Below are 18,011 nucleotides of genomic sequence, written 5' to 3'. Positions count from 1 at the left end.
ATGCAAAGTTCTTTGATAATATTTGCTTGTATGTAGATGATTTCTTTAGGATTGTTAAGATTCACGTGTCCAAGTAAGTCCTTGATCACTCGATGTAAAGATGACTTCTTTTTCGTAGATATCTATACCTACCATTTGTAGGCTACCATCTTTCATTGTTGGGGCTTTTAATTGATGGATATTTTCTAAGTTATCTATCTTAATAGCTTCATAAGTACTTCCTTGATCAATACTTCGAAAGATATCACCATACTCATAATAAGTTACAAACAATAAAGAATCATCGATATAAGATGTATCATATATGAGGTTAATATCTTTTACAAGATTCGATGGTTTGCTTTGGAAGGTGTTTCCTCCATCTTCACTATGATAAAACATTACATCTTGATTGATTTTATCTGCCATGAAAAAATATGGTTGTTGGTTCTCTTTCATACCTGCTTTAAACCATACGGCATCAAATGCGGCAATCTTAGGATCAAAGGTTTGCCATGTATCTCCTGCATCTGTGGAATATTGATAATAGAGCCAGCCCTTATAGTTTACAGAGTAGAAATAGGAGAATTCATCCGATAAATAGTAGCTATCATCACTTAATCGTAAGTCTTTGTTGCGATAGGTTGCGGAAGATGTTTCAATTCCTGTATCTTTCCAATGTTTACCATAGTCGAATGTTACCGCAATCGTACTGTTCTTTTCAAGAGAGATACCCGTTTTAGTTTTGATGAGATCTTCTTTCTCTAAGAGCTTCTTTTCTGCTTCCTCTTGTTTCTTCAGAGATTCTTTTGCGGCATCTTGTAGAGAATTGGCATCTGCATATGCGTTATCTTTTGTGAAATCAAAGGATAAAGTAACTGTATGAAAGTCTTCACTTACATAAGAAATCATGAGAAAGTTATCGCCTACCCATGTCGCATCTTTCATCTTACGATAACCATCTTCTAAGGTTTGTGTTTTCATGACTTTTCCATTTTTCCATAGCTTCACACGATAGGAATCATCCTCTTCATAAATAACGAGTTTGTTTGTTTTATTGTTGGAAATGCTTTCGTATACTTGTTTATTCGAAAAGAAGAAATAATTGCATAGGAAACAAAGGAAAAGTTGTACTACAATGAAGATAATAAAAAGTACACGTGTTTTAAATTCATTCATGAACTTCACCCTCCCCAAGAATTACGTCGTTGTGTAAGAGTAGGAAATCTCCTGAAATATTTGAAATCATGTTACGATAAGGAAGCGCAATATCTGTGCGTCCTTCTTTCTCTAGTACGTTTATGATTCTACGATACTTCCATAATTTTGTAGCTGTATAGTCTTCTCTTGCGCTTTGTAAGATTGGTAATAGTTCTTGTACATCCATTTCGTTTTTCTTATATTTTATGGATGCTTCTAGGATTTGTAGTTCGATTGCGACAGATTTCATAACGGACATTTTAACATAACGTTCTTTTTTAGGAGAGGATAAAACTTGTTGAAGATATGCTTCGGCCTGTGTAAGATTTCCCTCCTCCATATACATCATACTTTCGTATATTTTCATTTGAAATTTATGTAACTCGGTTAGTTTTTGAACATAGAGTTTTTGATAGATTTCATGTGCCTTTTCAAAGTCACCATAATAACGATAAGCGTTCGCTATTAAGAATTCGATACTTTTTTCTTTATTTTTCCATAGGTTCTTAGATTGTGCAAGGAATGTTTGCATTTCTTCTATATAAGGGAGTGCCACACATTGATTTAGCATAGCTATCGTACGATCATTACATGCGTTACTAAAATACTTGTACATAAAAATATAACAAAAGATAATCCCCATCACTTCTAACAACAACATCACAAAAATACTAAAAAACAAGCTATTGTGCATGGTTCTCAAGGCAAAGAATACAAGAAATCCTCCTATATAAACAATTAGACAGCTACTCCAAAATAACCTCATTATTTTCTTGTTGACTTCTATCATACAATACCTCCCTTTTTTTCTTTATTATACAGGATGCATAGAAGAATAAATATTTGTTTATTGTGAATTTTTGTTAAGAAAAAGAAGGATTACTCCTCCTTGTACTCTTTTCCTAACTCGGCATAATGTTGTGCATTGTTAAGGATATCTTGAACTTGTTCTGGTGTAGTTTGTTTTACTACGTTTCCAGGACAGCCAACAACTACACTATTCTCTGGGATGATTTGATGTTCACGAATCAAAGCACCAGCTCCTATGATACTATGTTTGCCTATATGTGCACCATTCAATACAATGGCTCCCATACCAATCAAACATTCTTCTTCAATATATGCACCATGAATAATAGCATTATGTCCTATGGTGACACGATCTTCGATGATTAATTTATGTCCTGTATCAGTATGTAAGGTACAATTATCTTGTATGTTAGTATAAGCTCCGATTCTAATTTCATCACTATCCCCACGTATCACTGTGTGAAACCAAATGGAAGAATCCTCTTGTACTTGGACATCTCCAATGATACTTGCGTTTTCCGCAACAAAGCAGGAACTCGCAATCGTTGGATATTTCTTTTTATATTGTTTTATCATATGTAGCACCTCCTCTATAGTATACCATATATATAAATAAAGAGGCATGCGCCTCTTTAGGGTTTGTTGGAATCTGGATGGTCCTTCTTATATTCTTCAAATAAGTTTCCATACACGGAACAAGAAGAACAACTATCATGACATCCAGCACATCCAGCACATCCAGAGTTCTTACCATTTTTATTTCGCGTGAAATAAAAGATAAGAGCGAGAATTCCAATGAGTACTGCGATTACTACGATATCTATAAGATTCATACCATCACATCCTATCTATGTATATGCATCCATTTTGTTTGAGTGACTAAAGAAATAAAGAACCAATTTGATACACAAGCAATGCGACAACATAAGCAGTCCCTGTTTGATAAAGAACGGTAAACAATGCTTCTTTCATAGAACCTAGTTCCCGTTTTGTGGCTGCGAATGCCGCAATACATGGCATATATAATACGGTGAAGCATAGATATGCAAATGCGGATACTGGTGTAAAGATACTTTGTAGAGCTACATTTAATCCAGCATCACTGCTAGCATTTGTTAATACACTTAATGTGGACACAACGCTTTCCTTGGCAGTAATTCCAGTTACTAACGCTGTAGAAGCACGCCAATCTTCAAATCCTAATGGCTTGAAGATGTGTGATAGCCAAGTTCCTAACTGAGCAAGTATGGAATCTGATGAATTTGCGACCATTTGGAAAGAGAAATCAAAGCTTTGTAAGAACCATATAATAATAGAAGCTACAAAGATGATAGTAAAGGCACGTTTTAAGAAATCCTTTGCCTTTTCCCACATATGCATGATAACACTTGGTGTACTAGGAATACGATACGTTGGTAACTCCAATACAAATGGTACTGGGTCTCCTTTAAAGAGGGTACTCTTTAGTAGGAGTGCAGATATGATTGCGACTAAGATTCCAATGATATATACACTGATTAAGATCAGAGCTGTATGGTTTGGAAAAAAGGCTGCCGTTATCATACCATAAATAGGAAGTTTAGCACTGCATGACATAAATGGTGTTACGACAATTGTCATTTTACGATCTCTTTGGGAACTTAGCGTACGTGCAGACATGATTGCTGGAACACTACATCCAAAACCGATTAGCATAGGTACAAAGCTTTTTCCAGATAGACCAATCTTACGAAGGGCTTTATCCATAACAAACGCAACTCTTGCCATATATCCACTATCTTCCAATAGAGATAGAAAGAAAAACAATACAAGAATCACTGGTAAAAAAGACAAAACACTTCCAATTCCATTGCATATACCATCGATGATTAACGCATGAAGCCAAGAAGATACTTGGATGGAAGTTAAGAATGCAGATAATCCATCGGTTAGATTTGCGATTAGGGTTTCCATACCCCCTTGTAAAGTACCACCAAATGGTCCAAAGGTTAGATAGAAGATACATAACATAATGAGAATAAAGATTGGGATCCCTAAATATTTATGAGTCAGAAAATAATCAATTTTCTCACTTCGAATTCTTCCCTTTGTTTCTCCTTGTTTGAAGACACATTGTGAAATAAGTTCTTCGATATAGGAATAGCGCATGTCTGCTAATGCAGCTTCACGATCGGTATCTAAAGCATGTTCCATACTGGACACAATCTTTTCAATGATATCAATATCATCCTGATGTAAAGATAACGTCTTTAGCATGGGTTCATCACCCTCTACCAATTTTGTTGCGACAAAGCGTAGTGGATACCCAACGTTTTCCGCATGATCTTCTACAATATGGGCAATCGCATGAATCGCGCGATGGACTTCCCCTGTACAAAAATCAAGATCTGGCATACGTAAGCGTTCTTTATGTTCTTTTTTCAAAAGTGGGGCTTGTTCCTTTTGAAGACGTTGTGCTTTGCGTTCTTCACTGTTGCGAATTTGACGTTTCACAACGTTTACTAAATTTGTAATACCTTCGTTCTTGCTTGCTGATATAGGAACGACTGGGATATGTAGACGCTGTGATAACGCCTCTACATCAATACGATTCCCACTGGATTCAACTTCATCCATCATATTCAACGCAATGACCATAGGTGTTTCTAATTCCATTAACTGTAAGCTTAAATATAAATTACGTTCAATGTTTGTCGCATCGACTATATTGATTAAAAGATCTGGTTGATCTTTTAAGATAAAATCACGTGTGACTACTTCTTCACTTGTGTATGGAGATAAAGAATAGATACCTGGTAAATCTACTAGGGTTGCTTCTTTGTAGTTTTTTACTCTTCCCTCTTTTTTTTCTACGGTGACTCCAGGAAAATTACCGACGTGTTGATTACTTCCTGTCAAACGATTGAACAAGGTTGTTTTCCCACTGTTTTGATTTCCTGCTAATGCAATCAGTACCTTATCCATGTGCCACCTCTTCTTCTAATTCAATTTTAGCGGCATCTTCTAATCGAAGGGTTAGTAAATATCCTCTTAAATTCAATTCCATAGGATCTCCCATAGGTGCAATCTTATTTACTGTGATTCTTGTCTTTGGAGTAAGTCCCATATCTAAAAGTCGACGACGCAATGCGCCTTCTCCTCCAACACTTTTTATGTAACCGCTACTTCCTGGTTGTATTTTATCTAATGTGGTCATAGAAACCTCCCCATATGTTAACCTTATCTAATTTTTCAAATATATACTACCACACTTTACATGAAAGTCAATCATCTATTACTATTTATCCTATGTAATTCTTGAATTTTTATCAATTACTTTCTCAGAAATTGAAAAAGACCCATATAAAGGGATATGAGTCTTTTGCTTACCATAAGAAGAGATATTTAGATATTAGTCTTCGTCGTGGTGATTACATCCACATTCGTTTCTTCTATGACAACCACAATTGTTTTCTTCTTCACGACAGCGGCATTCTTTCATACAAGAACGATATTGCATACGGCAACGGTCTTCACATGTTGGGCATGGTTTTGGACATGGTCTTGGGCAAGGTCTTGGACATCCACAACGGTTTTCTTCTCTGTGACAACCGCAGCTTGGACGGAATGTGTTCGCACATGCGCAACGATTACGATTGCATCCACAACCTTCGTTATTTACCATGATTCTTTCACCATCACGCTGACATCCACAATTACATCTTCCATTGTTCATTATGAATCTTCCTCCTTTTAATTGAGATATTTTCCTCATCTCAATCCACTATATGCAGTGCCTAGAGAATCCTCATAGGCGTATTACAATGGTTCATGAAAATTCATCCGCTTTTGTACAAAAAAAGAGAAAAGATGTTTTCTTTCCTCTTTGCTATTTCATGAACCGTCGTACAAGTGTTTCTTTTATATTTGTATAAGGTTGGTAACGTATCGGTAAATCAAATTTTGTGGATTTTTTGACAATGCTTCGCATATGAGAGAACGTTGTAAAGGAGTCGTACCCATGATAACTTCCCATTCCACTTTGTCCCACTCCACCAAATCCCATATGACTCGTTGCCAAATGAATAATGGTATCGTTGATACATCCACCACCAAAACTACATTCTTTTAGAATACGTTGTTCCATGTGTTTACGTTGTGTAAACAGATAAAGTGCTAATGGTTTTTCATGTGCGTTGATGTAGTGTATCGCTTCCTCAATATTCTTATATGTGATTACTGGTAAGATAGGACCAAAGATTTCTTCTTGCATAATTGGCGCATGGTATGATACATGTTCCAAGACTGTAGGTTCTATGCGTTTTTCTAGTTGAATGCTTCTTCCTCCCATACATACATCACCGCTACTCATAAGCTTCATAAGGCGTAAGAAGTGTTTATCGTTAATGATGCTAGGATAACGTTCACAAGCAAGAGGATCATCACCAAAGAATTGATGTATATAATAATGTAAATATACTAAGAATTCATGCTTAATACTTTCATCAATGAATACATAATCTGGGGCTACGCAAGTTTGTCCAGCATTTAGAAATTTTCCAAAGGCAATGCGTTTTGCGGCCAATTTGATATTTGCACTCTTTTCTACGATGCAAGGACTCTTTCCACCGAGTTCTAAAGTAACTGGCGTTACATAGCGACTTGCTTTTTCTAATACCAATTTTCCAACTTCAACTCCGCCTGTAAAGAAGATATAATCAAAGCGTTGATTTAGGAGTTCTTCATTTTCTTTGCGACCTCCTTCAATGACTGCGACATAACGTTCATCAAAGCATTCTTGGATGAGTTGAGCAATGATTCTTGAGGTATGAGGCGCATACGCAGATGGTTTGATAATCACCGTATTTCCAGCTGCGATGGCACCAATAGCAGGTTCTAGTGCCAATTGGAAAGGATAATTCCATGGGGACATAATCAATACAACACCATAAGGTTGAGCAATCTTAAAACTCTTGGCGAGTTGTTGCGCAAGGGGTGTTGGTACTCTTTGTGGTTTTGCCCATGTGTCGATATGACGTAATTGATATGTCAATTCACTTAATACCATTCCAATTTCACTCATGTATGATTCCATACTAGCTTTATGCAAATCTTGATAAAGTGCTTCTTGTATAGCATGCTCATTTTTCATAATAACACTGCGTAATTTCTTTAGGGCATGTTTTCGATATGTGATATCTTTACTTTGATGTGTATTATAAAATTTTCTTTGTGTTTGTACTAGTTCTTGTATACTCATATTGTACACCTTACTTTCTATAAGAATATGATAAATCACTCCTACACTAAGTACAAGAGAATGTTGTGTATTTTTAATTACAAATCGATAAAATTCAAGTATAATAGAAGACGAGGTGAGCCGTATGAGAGGAATTTATAACTCTGTAACAGATATTCGTAGAAAGGTATTTACTGAAATTGCTAGATTAGCATATGAAGGTGGAGATTATGCAACTAACATTGAAGAGTTGCCATTTAAAATCTTACCAGGTGAACAAGCAAAATATCGTGAAAGTATTTTTCTAGAAAGAGCAATCATTGGAGAACGTTTACGCTTAGGGATTGGTCTTCCCCTTCGTCGTATTGATGAACATGCTCCACTAAGTGAAGGCATTGAGGAGAGCGCTATCGCGGAGAAATATTATGATGATCCTTTGATTAATATTATTAAATTCGCATGTAACGCATGTCCTGAAAAGGAAATCTTTGTGACCAATACATGCCAAGGGTGTTTAGCACATCCTTGTAAAGAAGTATGTCCAAAAGATGCGGTACGTATAGAAAATGGAAAGTCTATCATTGATCAAGAAAAATGTATCAAATGTGGTCGTTGTATGGATGTTTGTCCTTATGGCGCTATCAATAAATTAGAGAGGCCATGTAGTAGAAGTTGTGGTATGGATGCCATTACTAGTGATGAATTTGGTCGTGCTGAAATTGATTATGAAAAATGTGTATCTTGTGGAATGTGTCTTGTGAACTGTCCCTTTGGGGCAATCGTTGATAAAGGACAAATCTTTCAAACCATACATGCAATCAAAGAAGGAAAAGAAGTCATAGCGGCAGTTGCACCAGCTTTTGTAGGACAATTTGGTCCAACAGTGACGCCTGAAAAAGTAAAGGGTGCTTTGAAGGCATTGGGTTTTGCGGATGTGGTAGAAGTGGCGATTGGCGCAGACTTATGTACCGTTGAAGAAGCCGAAGACTTCTTGAAAAAAGTGCCTAACGAACAGCCTTTTATGGCAACTTCTTGTTGTCCAGCTTGGTCTGTGATGGCAAAAAAACTTTTTCCAGATTTTAAACCATACATATCTATGGCATTAACACCAATGGTATTGACTGGACGATTGATCAAAAAAAGCAAACCAGATGCAAAGGTTGTATTCATTGGACCTTGTGCTGCGAAGAAGCTTGAAGCAAGTAGAAAAAGTGTACGAAGCGATATTGATTTTGTCTTGACCTTTGAAGAAGTAATGGGAATGTTTGAGGCAAAAGGTGTAGACTTACAACAAGCAATACTAGATACTCCATTTGAAGAAGGAACTGCAAATGGTCGTGGTTTTGCGGTAAGTGGAGGCGTTGCAAATGCAGTGAAACAATGCATCCAAAAAGAACATCCAGATAAAGAAGTCTTAATTGATTCTGCAGAAGGATTGAAAAACTGTAAGACCATGTTGATGATGGCAAAAGCAGGTAAACGCGATGGGTATCTTCTAGAAGGTATGGCATGTCCTGGAGGATGTGTTGCTGGAGCGGGTACGTTACAACCTGTCATTAAATCAAGTGCTTTAGTTAAAAAATATACAAGTGAAGCTGAAAAGAAATTAGCCTTTGAAAGTGAGTATCTAGATAATTTAGAACTTATTACAAAAGAGTAAATTTGAAAAGTTGAGGTTTTTTAAAAACTTCAGCTTTTTATTATGTTTAAGCTTGTGCTATAATACAGAAAAAGAAAGAGGAATAAAAGATGTTAAAAGAAGTCGCAATTAAATATTACAAACAAGGATATAATTGTTCAGAAAGTATTCTTCGTGCAGGTAATGAAGTTTATGATTTAGGATTGCATGATAAAGATATGGTTATGTGTGCAGCCTTTGGGGCAGGTTTTCAAATTGGGGATGTTTGTGGAGCCTTATGTGGTGCCGCTTGTGTCATCAGTTCTAGATATGTAGAGATGAAGGCACATGATTGTGAGGATCTTCGCCCACTTACACAAAAGCTAGTCATTGCTTTTCAAAAGAAACTTGGTTCTAGAGTATGTACACAAATCAAACCCAACTTCTTTACTCCAGAAATGCGTTGTGAGCGAACAGTCGCAACAGGAGCTGAAGTTTTAGAAAGCGTCATTCAAGAATGGGATGAGAAATAAAAAATAAGCAGCGTACCTTTGTGGATATGCTGCTTTGTTATTCTCGATATGTAATAGCACCTCTTGCTTGTTTTTTTGATTCATATAATGCTTCATCAGCACTTTTCATAAGTTCTATACAAGACATATTATCATGGTAAAGTGCCACTCCGATACTAATTGTTATATTTGCATTAATACTACGCTTTGAATCTTTCAAACAATCCAAAAAGTCGCTTTGCAAATATTTTAAGTCTCTCATAACTTTATGCTTTTGTTGGTCCATGAGAATGATACTAAATTCATCTCCTCCGTAACGAAACACTTGTACATCCCCTCGCATCTTATGCAAAGCAAGTCCTAAACATTTGAGAACTTCATCTCCAAATAAATGGCCATTTTCATCATTAATATGTTTGAAGTCATCCAAATCCAACATTGCAAGATGAAAATTATCACCAGCTTCTTCTAGAAAATTAAGGCGTTTAAAGAGTGCTTGTTTATTTCCAACAGTTGTTAGCTCATCTAATAAAATACGCTCTTTTAACTGTTGACGTTCCATATCACGTTGAATGATGATTTCTTTTTTTGATAGTGAGAAACGAATCATAAAATAAGAAACCATCCAAGTAACAATCGTTAAAATTATCAAGATGATCGTATTTATGATATAGCCATGTGTAATCTCTTTATAGGAATCCCAAATTGTAGTAAATGCAGTAAAGAGCTCAAGAGGAATCGTACACAATGCAATAAAACTAGTGAGTCTTTGATTTTCATATATAATCGTCATAATAATTGGCAATAAAAAACTGAATAAAATAGCTTGATATCCACTATGCATAAATGCTAAGTTAAACGCAACAAGCATAAAAAGAACTGAAATTGCATAAATTTTAACACGATTTTTTAGTTGTTTTAGACGAATGATAATACTTGCTAGTACGAAAATAGCAAGTCCTATTCCAATTGGTGTTATGATGTATTTTAACCAATACACCCAATTGGTGTCATACATTGTTCCCGTGAAACGAATGAAGAAGTAAATGATGATTTCAAAGATTGCGCTTATCAATACACATAGCAACAATAAATGATAATGGAACTTTAACCATCGATGATTAATCTTACGATATGCTAAATCCGCAACTGATCGTAAACTATTTGCCATATTCAATCATCCTTTCTTGTTTACCGGTATTGAATTATATCATAAATCACTGTATAAGCGAAATATTTATACATAATTTGTGATATTTTTATGACTTTCTTAACTTTCTTTGAACCGAGAAGAATTGTATAGGAAATGTAAAATTGCCTCCATCAAAAGGAGAATCAATATAATCCAACCAGTCCATGCGAAGATTCCAGTAATATCAGAGGTGATTCTCGCAAGATTCAACTGACGGCCAATCCCTACTTGTACTTGTCCTAATATCTCTGCCATCACACCCACCTTAAAGGTAAGTGATATTCCAGCAGATATAGATGCTTTCATAGGGGCTTTTAATAAGGGAATATAAATCTTACGTAAACAATATCCTTCTTTCGATGGATATAAGCTCATAACTTTTTTTAAGTTTTCATCCATATTCTCTAATCCAGTATAAATATTACTATAGATGGTTGGAAAAATGATTAAGAAACTTACGATGGCTGCGCTATTTTCCGCTCCAAACCAAACTAAGATAATGATAATATAGGCAATATTAGGTACACTCCTCGTTAACAACAATATAGGATAAAAGATATCTTTAAACACGGTATAACGATACGCATAATACGCACATAGAAATGCGACTACAAAGGCGATCGTTAAGCCTAGAAATGAACGTAATAATGTCGCAAATACAATTTCATAAAAAGATGCACTCATGAGTTGTTGTCCCATCATCTTTATTACTTCTAGTGGATAAGGGATGAGAAAATCATTATCTATTTGGATAGAAATGACTTGCCATAACAAAAATAAAACAAAAAGAGATGTAATGGTACGATATTTCTTCATATTACTCTTCCTCTTCTTTCTCTTTGAATAAGTCTAATTGCTCATATGCATCATTGATCACTTCCTTATGAAACGATAAATGTTCATTATCCACTTGAAATGGTAGTTGTTCTTCTAAATACAATGGAATTTGCTCTTCCGTTAGAATAATAGGGGTACGATTATGTAGATTTAACATATCCGCTTCTGACTCCCCCGTCACAATGACAAATTCTTTTTGTTCATTATAAATCCCAGCTAAATAAAACAAAGGTGTATCATCTCTTCGTATATATACCTTCTGTTTTCTTTTTCCAACTCTTTTCCATTCAAAGAATCCATTGCATGGAATTAAACAACGATTATGTAACATTGTTTGAAAGGTTTTTTTATCTTCTATTGATTCACTTCGAGCATTGATTAACAAATTAGAAGTATACCCTTGTAGTCCCCATTTCATTACTTCCAAGGTGTAATCTTTTGTTGCGGATAATAATACCAAGGCATCATTGCTAGGAAATACTTCTTCTTGAGCATATTCAAACAATGCAAGTTGATCTATTTTATGACGTAGTTTTTGAAAAGCTGGGTTATCTTCTAACATAAAAAAATATCGACCACACATGCCTTATTCCTCCTTTTACTTTTTTGATTCTTTTATTTTATTCTTTATCTCTTTGATTTCTTTATGAATCCAAGTTTCATCATAATCATGATCCAGGGCATATTGAAATTCTTTCAATGCCATTTCATAGTCTTGTTTACCTTCATAGATTTCAGCACGTATGGAATGTAACCATCCATCATCGCGTCCTAATGCGAATGCTTTTTCCACTTGTTGTTGTGCATCATCTAATTGATTCATACGTAGATAACACCAACCTAACATTCCTGTATGTTGAGGATTATCTTCACTTAGTGAAAGAGCCTTCAAGAAACAATCTCTTGCTTTTTCATATTCTTTAATTTGGGCGTAATTCCAACCAAGTTCTCCATAATTCCAATCATCGCCTTCATATTTTTCCATACATTCCTTTAGGACACGAATCGCTTCTTCCTCCTGATCACTACGACCTAGATTCCAAGCAAACAAATCATAGAATTCTTTAGAGTTTTCACCTCTATCTTTACAATATCGGCAAGCGTCTACTGCTTTTTTATATTCTCCTAAATCACTATAACAACGAGCATAGTGATACATCAACCAAATGGTCATTTCATGTTTTTCACTTGCACGATTTAAATACTCTAATTTCTTTTTACTATCTCTTTGTTTATGAGCTATCCAAATCATTTCTTGATAAATCCAATAGGTCTCTTCTTCTTTTGACAATGCTTTTTCATAATAACCAAGCGCAAGATTATATTGTTGATCTGCTTCTGTTTTCATATGCAATCCAACATAGATATCTCCTAGTAATGCTCGTAAACCTGTATCGTCTTTTCCTAGAGCCATGGAGCTCTCTAATTTTTCTAATGCAAGCTTATACTCACCAAGTTCATAATACGCAACAGCGACCTCAAAAAGCAACATTGGATTAGATTCTATATCTTCCATTTGTTCTAAATATTCAATTTCCTTTTTGTAATCCTTACGCTTATGATAAAAATTTGCTAAATCATAAAGACCATCATTATCTCTTTGATATAGATAGCTCTTCTTAAAATATTCTTCTGCAGTATCATATTTCCCTAATTCCATATAGGCAATCGCTGCTTGCGAAAGAATAAACACATTATGCTCTTCTTCCATCAATCCATTCTCAAAAAACTCAACTGCTTTTTTGAAGTCATTGAGTTCTTTATAACACCAACCAATTTCTCCATGAATCCATGGTTCATCAAAGCCCAATTGAATCGCCTGCAACAAAATTTCTAGACCATCTTCTATCTTTCCTTGACGATCCAAACAAAACCCTAATTGACTATACATCCAACCATCTTGACTATATAGGGCAATCCCTCTTCTAAGGATGATTTCAGCTTCTTGATAGCGTTCCATATGATTTAATATCCATCCCATATTGGCATAATAAAAGGGATCTTCACTCGCATCATATTTTAATTTATCTAATATGTGCCTAGCTTCTTCTAGGCGATTTTGTTCCACAAGTTTTGCGAACTCTTCTTTGTAATCCATTACGACACCCCTTTTACTGTATTATACAATAGTTCCTCTATGAAAAAAAGCATCGCTGCTTTTTGTTATTCTTACAACTGATCTATTCTTAACCAAAAAACTGAAGAATAATTCCACTTACAATAGCCGTAACCATAAGGATACTTAAAATCCGTAGAATATCTTTTTTATTGTCGTACATTTTGAACAACACAAGAAGACCCAAACCTGCACTTGTAATCAATCCTGCAGTTAATGAACCAAAAGAAATTACACCATCCATTGCGAGTTGCGCTAACATCACACTCGCAGCGCAATTAGGAATAAACCCAACAATGGCCGCTAGTACTGGTTGTAAATAACTTCCGCTTGCCAAAAGTGTACCTAACGTATCTTCACCTATATAGTAAATACCTACAGATAATACTACATTTACAATAAAAATAAAGAGAAAAATCTTCATTGTATGTACAAAAGCGATATAGGCAATGGAAGAATGTCCTTCATTTTCCTTTTCACACTCTGCATGAATATCATGAAGAGGATGATTTTGACGCAGTTTGTTGTTTCGAATAAGGGCATCTACAAAGTAGCCCACTATAATTGCAATCACTAATTTGATAAAAACGACTTGAAAAAGTACGTTGATTTGTTCTGGATGAGCCACTAAAATAGGGATTGCTTCATCACTTGTTGATATGAATACAGCGATTAGAGTCCCTAATGAAATCGTACGGTTCATATACAATCCAGAAGCAAGTACAGAGAAGCCACATTGTGGTACAATTCCAAGAATAGCACCAATCAGTGGTCCTAGTTTCTTAGCACTTTGTAAATGCTTTTGAAATGTATCACTACTTTTATGTTCAAGATATTCCATCAACACATAAGTGAAAAATAAAAAAGGTAGCATAGGCAGTGAATCGTGTAAAATTTCCATAATCATTTCATTCATATATGCTCACACCTTTCTTACATAACCATGATTTTATCATGTTTGTTTAAAATATTCCAGTAAAGACACCTACCATTATAGTATGTATACTGCTTAGAATTTGTCGAATCTTATAGAAAAAGAAAAAGACATCCTTGCGGATGTCGATCACCTGGCAGCGTGCTATCTTCACTGAGGCAGGCCCAGCTATTGTCGCCGCTGAAGTGCTTAACTTCTGTGTTCGGGATGAGAACAGGTGTGTCCACTTCGCCATCGCCACCAGATCACTTCTTTTTTTGAAGGGTTCTTTCCTTCAAAACTGAATGACATCATTTTTTGTGATTAAGTCCTCGACCTATTAGTATCAGTCAACTCCACATATCGCTACGCTTCCATCTCTGACCTATCAACCTCGTCGTCTTCAAGGGGTCTTACTACATCATGTGTATGGGAGATCTCATCTTGGAGTAGGCTTCGCGCTTAGATGCTTTCAGCGCTTATCCTTTCCCTACTTAGCTACCCAGCTATGCCATTGGCATGACAACTGGTGCACCAGCGGTAGGTCCATCCCGGTCCTCTCGTACTAAGGACAGCTCTCCTCAAATCTCCAACGCCCACAACAGATAGGGACCGAACTGTCTCACGACGTTCTGAACCCAGCTCGCGTACCGCTTTAATGGGCGGACAGCCCAACCCTTGGAACCGAATTCAGCTCCAGGATGCGATGAGCCGACATCGAGGTGCCAAACCTCGCCGTCGATGTGAACTCTTGGGCGAGATCAGCCTGTTATCCCCAGGGTAGCTTTTATCCGTTGAGCGACGGCCCTTCCATACGGCACCGCCGGATCACTAATCCCGACTTTCGTCCCTGTTCGACTTGTTGGTCTCACAGTCAAGCACGCTTCTGCATTTGCACTCGTCGATTGATTTCCAGCCAATCTGAGCGTACCTTTGGGCGCCTCCGTTACATTTTAGGAGGCGACCGCCCCAGTCAAACTGCCTACCTGACACGGTCCCTCACCCCGTCTAGGGGCGTAGGTTAGAACTTCAATCAGACAAGAGTGGTATCCCAACGGCGACTCCTCGTACACTGGCGTGCACGTCTCATAGTCTCCCACCTATCCTGTACATCTCTGATCGAAGCTCAATATCAAGCTACAGTAAAGCTCCATGGGGTCTTTCCGTCTAGTTGCGGGTAACCTGCATTTTCACAGGTACTAAGATTTCACCGAGTCTGCTGCCGAGACAGCGCCCAAATCGTTACGCCTTTCGTGCGGGTCAGAACTTACCTGACAAGGAATTTCGCTACCTTAGGACCGTTATAGTTACGGCCGCCGTTCACTGGGGCTTCAATTCAATGCTTCATCTTACGATTGACACATCCTCTTAACCTTCCAGCACCGGGCAGGCGTCACCCCCTATACTTCGTCTTGCGACTTCGCAGAGAGCTGTGTTTTAGTTAAACAGTCGCTTGGGCCTCTTCACTGCGGCTCTCTTTTACAAGAGCACTCCTTATCGCTAACTTACGGAGTCATTTTGCCGAGTTCCTTGGCAACAGTTCTCTCGCTCACCTCAGGATTCTCTCCTTGCCCACCTGTGTCGGTTTTGGTACGGGCCGCTATATGATTACTAGAAACTTTTCTTGGAAGCTGGCATTATGTGCTTCAGTACTTGTCCGAGGACTTTCCCTTACCTATCACGCTTTACATTATGTGCACGCATTTTACTATGCACCTGCTATACGCTTCGCCCACAATCCATTAAGTGGGTCACACTAGCCTTCTCCGTCATTCCTTCGCTCATATCGCGGGTACAGGAATATCTACCTGTTTTCCATCCACTACGCCTTTCGGCCTCGCGTTAGGTCCCGACTTACCCAGGGCGGACGAACCTTCCCCTGGAATCCTTGGGCTATCGGTGTGTAGGATTCTCACCTACATCTCGCTACTCACACCGGCATTCTCACTTCCATACACTCCACCACTCCTTACGGTATGGCTTCTACGCAGTATGGAACGCTCCCCTACCACTCAATTTACATTGAATCCGCAGCTTCGGTAGTATGCTTAGCCCCGGTACATTTTCGGCGCAGGGTCACTCGACTAGTGAGCTGTTACGCACTCTTTAAAGGGTGGCTGCTTCTGAGCCAACCTCCTAGTTGTCTGTGCATCCCCACATCCTTTTCCACTTAGCATACATTTTGGGACCTTAACTGGCGGTCTGGGCTGTTTCCCTTTTGACCATGGACCTTATCACCCACAGTCTGACTGCCGAGCATTCCAATATGGCATTCGGAGTTTGATTATACTCAGTACCCCGGGATGGGGCCATCGTACATTCAGTGCTCTACCTCCACATTGTTCTCTCTCGACGCTAGCCCTAAAGCTATTTCGGGGAGAACCAGCTATATCCGTGTTCGATTGGAATTTCTCCCCTAGCCACAACTCATCCGCCAACTTTTCAACGGGGGTCGGTTCGGTCCTCCATTCAGTTTCACCTGAACTTCAACCTGGTCATGGCTAGATCACACGGTTTCGGGTCTACATCAACGTACTTTCGCCCTATTAAGACTCGCTTTCGCTTCGGCTCCGTCTCTTCGACTTAACCTCGCACGTTAACGTAACTCGCCGGTTCATTCTACAAAAGGCACGCCATCACCCTTTAACGGGCTCTGACTTCTTGTAAGCATACGGTTTCAGGTTCTATTTCACTCCGCTCCCGCGGTTCTTTTCACCTTTCCCTCACGGTACTGGTTCACTATCGGTCACTTGTTTATATTTAGCCTTGACGGATGGTCCCGCCTGCTTCCGACAAGATTTCTCGTGTCTCGCCGTACTCAGGATTCCACTCAGCTTCCATTCACTTTCGAATACGGGACTTGCACCCTCTTCGGTCGATCTTTCAATATCGTTCTCCTAGCAAATTTCTTGCCTTTCTTGTGGTCCTACAACCCCAGACCTAAGTCTGGTTTGGGCTTTTCCCCTTTCGCTCGCCGCTACTTAGGGAATCATTGTTTATTTTCTTTTCCTCCGGATACTTAGATGTTTCAGTTCTCCGGGTACCTCTCTCATGAGCTATGTATTCACTCATGGATGACACACTATTACGCATGCCGGGTTTCCCCATTCGGATATCGACGGATCTTCGTGTACGTACCACTCCCCGTCGCGTTTCGCCGTTTGTCGCGTCCTTCTTCAGTTTCAAGTGCCAAGGCATCCACCGTACGCCCTTATTCGCTTAATCACTAAGCATTTTTTATTTATTTATACTCTCTTTCAAGAGTTGGTTTTCGCTTGAGTTTTTTTACTGTTTGTTTAACTGTTTTTTTTGCTTTCTCATGTGAATATCTTAGTCTTCAACTTACGTTTTAGACCTCAATATCTTTTTTTGATGTCATTCAGTTTTCAAAGATCGATTCCCCTCCTCCTTCTTTAGAAGAAAAAGGTTCCTTAGGAAGATTTTTCGGTCTTCCAAAACCGAACAGGAAATTCATTGCTTTTCGTTTGTGCTTCTTTTGTACTTTCTCCTTAGAAAGGAGGTGATCCATCCCCACGTTCCCGTAGGGATACCTTGTTACGACTTAACCCCAGTCATCGGTCCTACCTTCGACGGCTCACTCCCTTACGGGTTATGC

At 38.0% G+C, this 18,011-nt stretch carries 15 protein-coding genes and 3 rRNA genes; 2 read left to right on the top strand and 16 right to left on the bottom strand.

Annotated features, from left to right (window positions below; translation table 11 throughout):
• Positions 1-54: 54 nt before the first annotated feature.
• The 8 genes from ACWG0P_RS09920 to ACWG0P_RS09885 all read right to left on the bottom strand — a co-directional run bounded on the left by ACWG0P_RS09920 (position 55) and on the right by ACWG0P_RS09885 (position 7,228).
• Positions 55-1,158 carry a WD40/YVTN/BNR-like repeat-containing protein gene (locus ACWG0P_RS09920; protein ID WP_455801583.1) on the bottom strand — a complete coding sequence of 368 codons (1,104 nt, stop codon included), beginning with the start codon at positions 1,156-1,158 and terminating at the stop codon, positions 55-57.
• Complete coding sequence (locus ACWG0P_RS09915) at positions 1,151-1,969, bottom strand: tetratricopeptide repeat protein (protein ID WP_455801582.1); 819 nt, start codon at positions 1,967-1,969, stop codon at positions 1,151-1,153. The genes ACWG0P_RS09920 and ACWG0P_RS09915 overlap by 8 nt, the downstream gene beginning before the upstream one ends.
• 89 nt (positions 1,970-2,058) lie before the next feature.
• Entirely contained in the window at positions 2,059-2,565 is a 507-nt protein-coding gene (locus ACWG0P_RS09910) for a gamma carbonic anhydrase family protein (protein WP_455801581.1), read from the bottom strand.
• Positions 2,566-2,621: 56 nt separating this feature from the next.
• Entirely contained in the window at positions 2,622-2,822 is a 201-nt protein-coding gene (locus tag ACWG0P_RS09905) for a FeoB-associated Cys-rich membrane protein (protein WP_455801580.1), read from the bottom strand.
• 46 nt (positions 2,823-2,868) lie between these two features.
• The gene (gene feoB / locus ACWG0P_RS09900; protein WP_455801579.1) at positions 2,869-4,953 is read right to left on the bottom strand and encodes a ferrous iron transport protein B; all 2,085 of its coding nucleotides are present in this window, start codon (positions 4,951-4,953) and stop codon (positions 2,869-2,871) included.
• Positions 4,946-5,185: a FeoA family protein gene (locus ACWG0P_RS09895; RefSeq protein ID WP_455793000.1), complete on the bottom strand. Its 240-nt coding sequence runs from the start codon at positions 5,183-5,185 to the stop codon at positions 4,946-4,948. Before ACWG0P_RS09895 ends, feoB begins: the two co-directional genes overlap by 8 nt.
• A 195-nt stretch (positions 5,186-5,380) precedes the next feature.
• On the bottom strand, positions 5,381-5,704 hold the full coding sequence (locus ACWG0P_RS09890; RefSeq protein ID WP_455793002.1) for a hypothetical protein: 324 nt from the start codon (positions 5,702-5,704) through the stop codon (positions 5,381-5,383).
• A gap of 153 nt (positions 5,705-5,857) precedes the next feature.
• Complete coding sequence (locus ACWG0P_RS09885; protein ID WP_455801578.1) at positions 5,858-7,228, bottom strand: aldehyde dehydrogenase; 1,371 nt, start codon at positions 7,226-7,228, stop codon at positions 5,858-5,860.
• A gap of 124 nt (positions 7,229-7,352) precedes the next feature.
• On the opposite strand from ACWG0P_RS09885, the gene ACWG0P_RS09880 reads away from it, so the two are divergent.
• Together ACWG0P_RS09880 and ACWG0P_RS09875 are read left to right on the top strand one after the other, a co-directional pair.
• Positions 7,353-8,867, top strand: coding sequence for a 4Fe-4S dicluster domain-containing protein (locus ACWG0P_RS09880; RefSeq protein ID WP_455801577.1), 1,515 nt, complete (start codon positions 7,353-7,355; stop codon positions 8,865-8,867).
• Positions 8,868-8,956: 89 nt separating this feature from the next.
• Positions 8,957-9,358: a C-GCAxxG-C-C family (seleno)protein gene (locus ACWG0P_RS09875; protein ID WP_455801576.1), complete on the top strand. Its 402-nt coding sequence runs from the start codon at positions 8,957-8,959 to the stop codon at positions 9,356-9,358.
• 37 nt (positions 9,359-9,395) lie between these two features.
• Here the strand turns inward: ACWG0P_RS09875 and ACWG0P_RS09870 are convergent, their stop codons facing one another.
• From ACWG0P_RS09870 to ACWG0P_RS09835, 8 genes are all read right to left on the bottom strand, one after another.
• Positions 9,396-10,508, bottom strand: a complete 1,113-nt coding sequence (locus ACWG0P_RS09870) for a diguanylate cyclase (protein ID WP_455801575.1) — start codon at positions 10,506-10,508, stop codon at positions 9,396-9,398.
• Between the two features lie 99 nt (positions 10,509-10,607).
• Complete coding sequence (locus ACWG0P_RS09865; protein WP_455801574.1) at positions 10,608-11,345, bottom strand: ABC transporter permease; 738 nt, start codon at positions 11,343-11,345, stop codon at positions 10,608-10,610.
• A 1-nt stretch (position 11,346) separates the two neighbouring features.
• Positions 11,347-11,949, bottom strand: a complete 603-nt coding sequence (locus tag ACWG0P_RS09860) for an SOS response-associated peptidase (RefSeq protein ID WP_455801573.1) — start codon at positions 11,947-11,949, stop codon at positions 11,347-11,349.
• 15 nt (positions 11,950-11,964) lie between these two features.
• On the bottom strand, positions 11,965-13,464 hold the full coding sequence (locus ACWG0P_RS09855; RefSeq protein WP_455801572.1) for a tetratricopeptide repeat protein: 1,500 nt from the start codon (positions 13,462-13,464) through the stop codon (positions 11,965-11,967).
• 88 nt (positions 13,465-13,552) lie between these two features.
• Entirely contained in the window at positions 13,553-14,398 is an 846-nt protein-coding gene (locus ACWG0P_RS09850; RefSeq protein WP_455793298.1) for a putative manganese transporter, read from the bottom strand.
• 149 nt (positions 14,399-14,547) lie between these two features.
• Positions 14,548-14,661 (bottom strand): 5S ribosomal RNA (rrf, locus tag ACWG0P_RS09845).
• Between the two features lie 54 nt (positions 14,662-14,715).
• Positions 14,716-17,620: ribosomal RNA gene (locus ACWG0P_RS09840) — 23S ribosomal RNA — on the bottom strand.
• A 288-nt stretch (positions 17,621-17,908) separates the two neighbouring features.
• Positions 17,909-18,011 (bottom strand): 16S ribosomal RNA (locus ACWG0P_RS09835); the annotation flags it as partial.

The sequence above is a fragment of the Amedibacillus sp. YH-ame6 genome (assembly GCF_053848845.1).
Note: the sequence above shows the minus strand (reverse complement) of the source record. Positions and strands in the feature narration are given on the sequence as shown.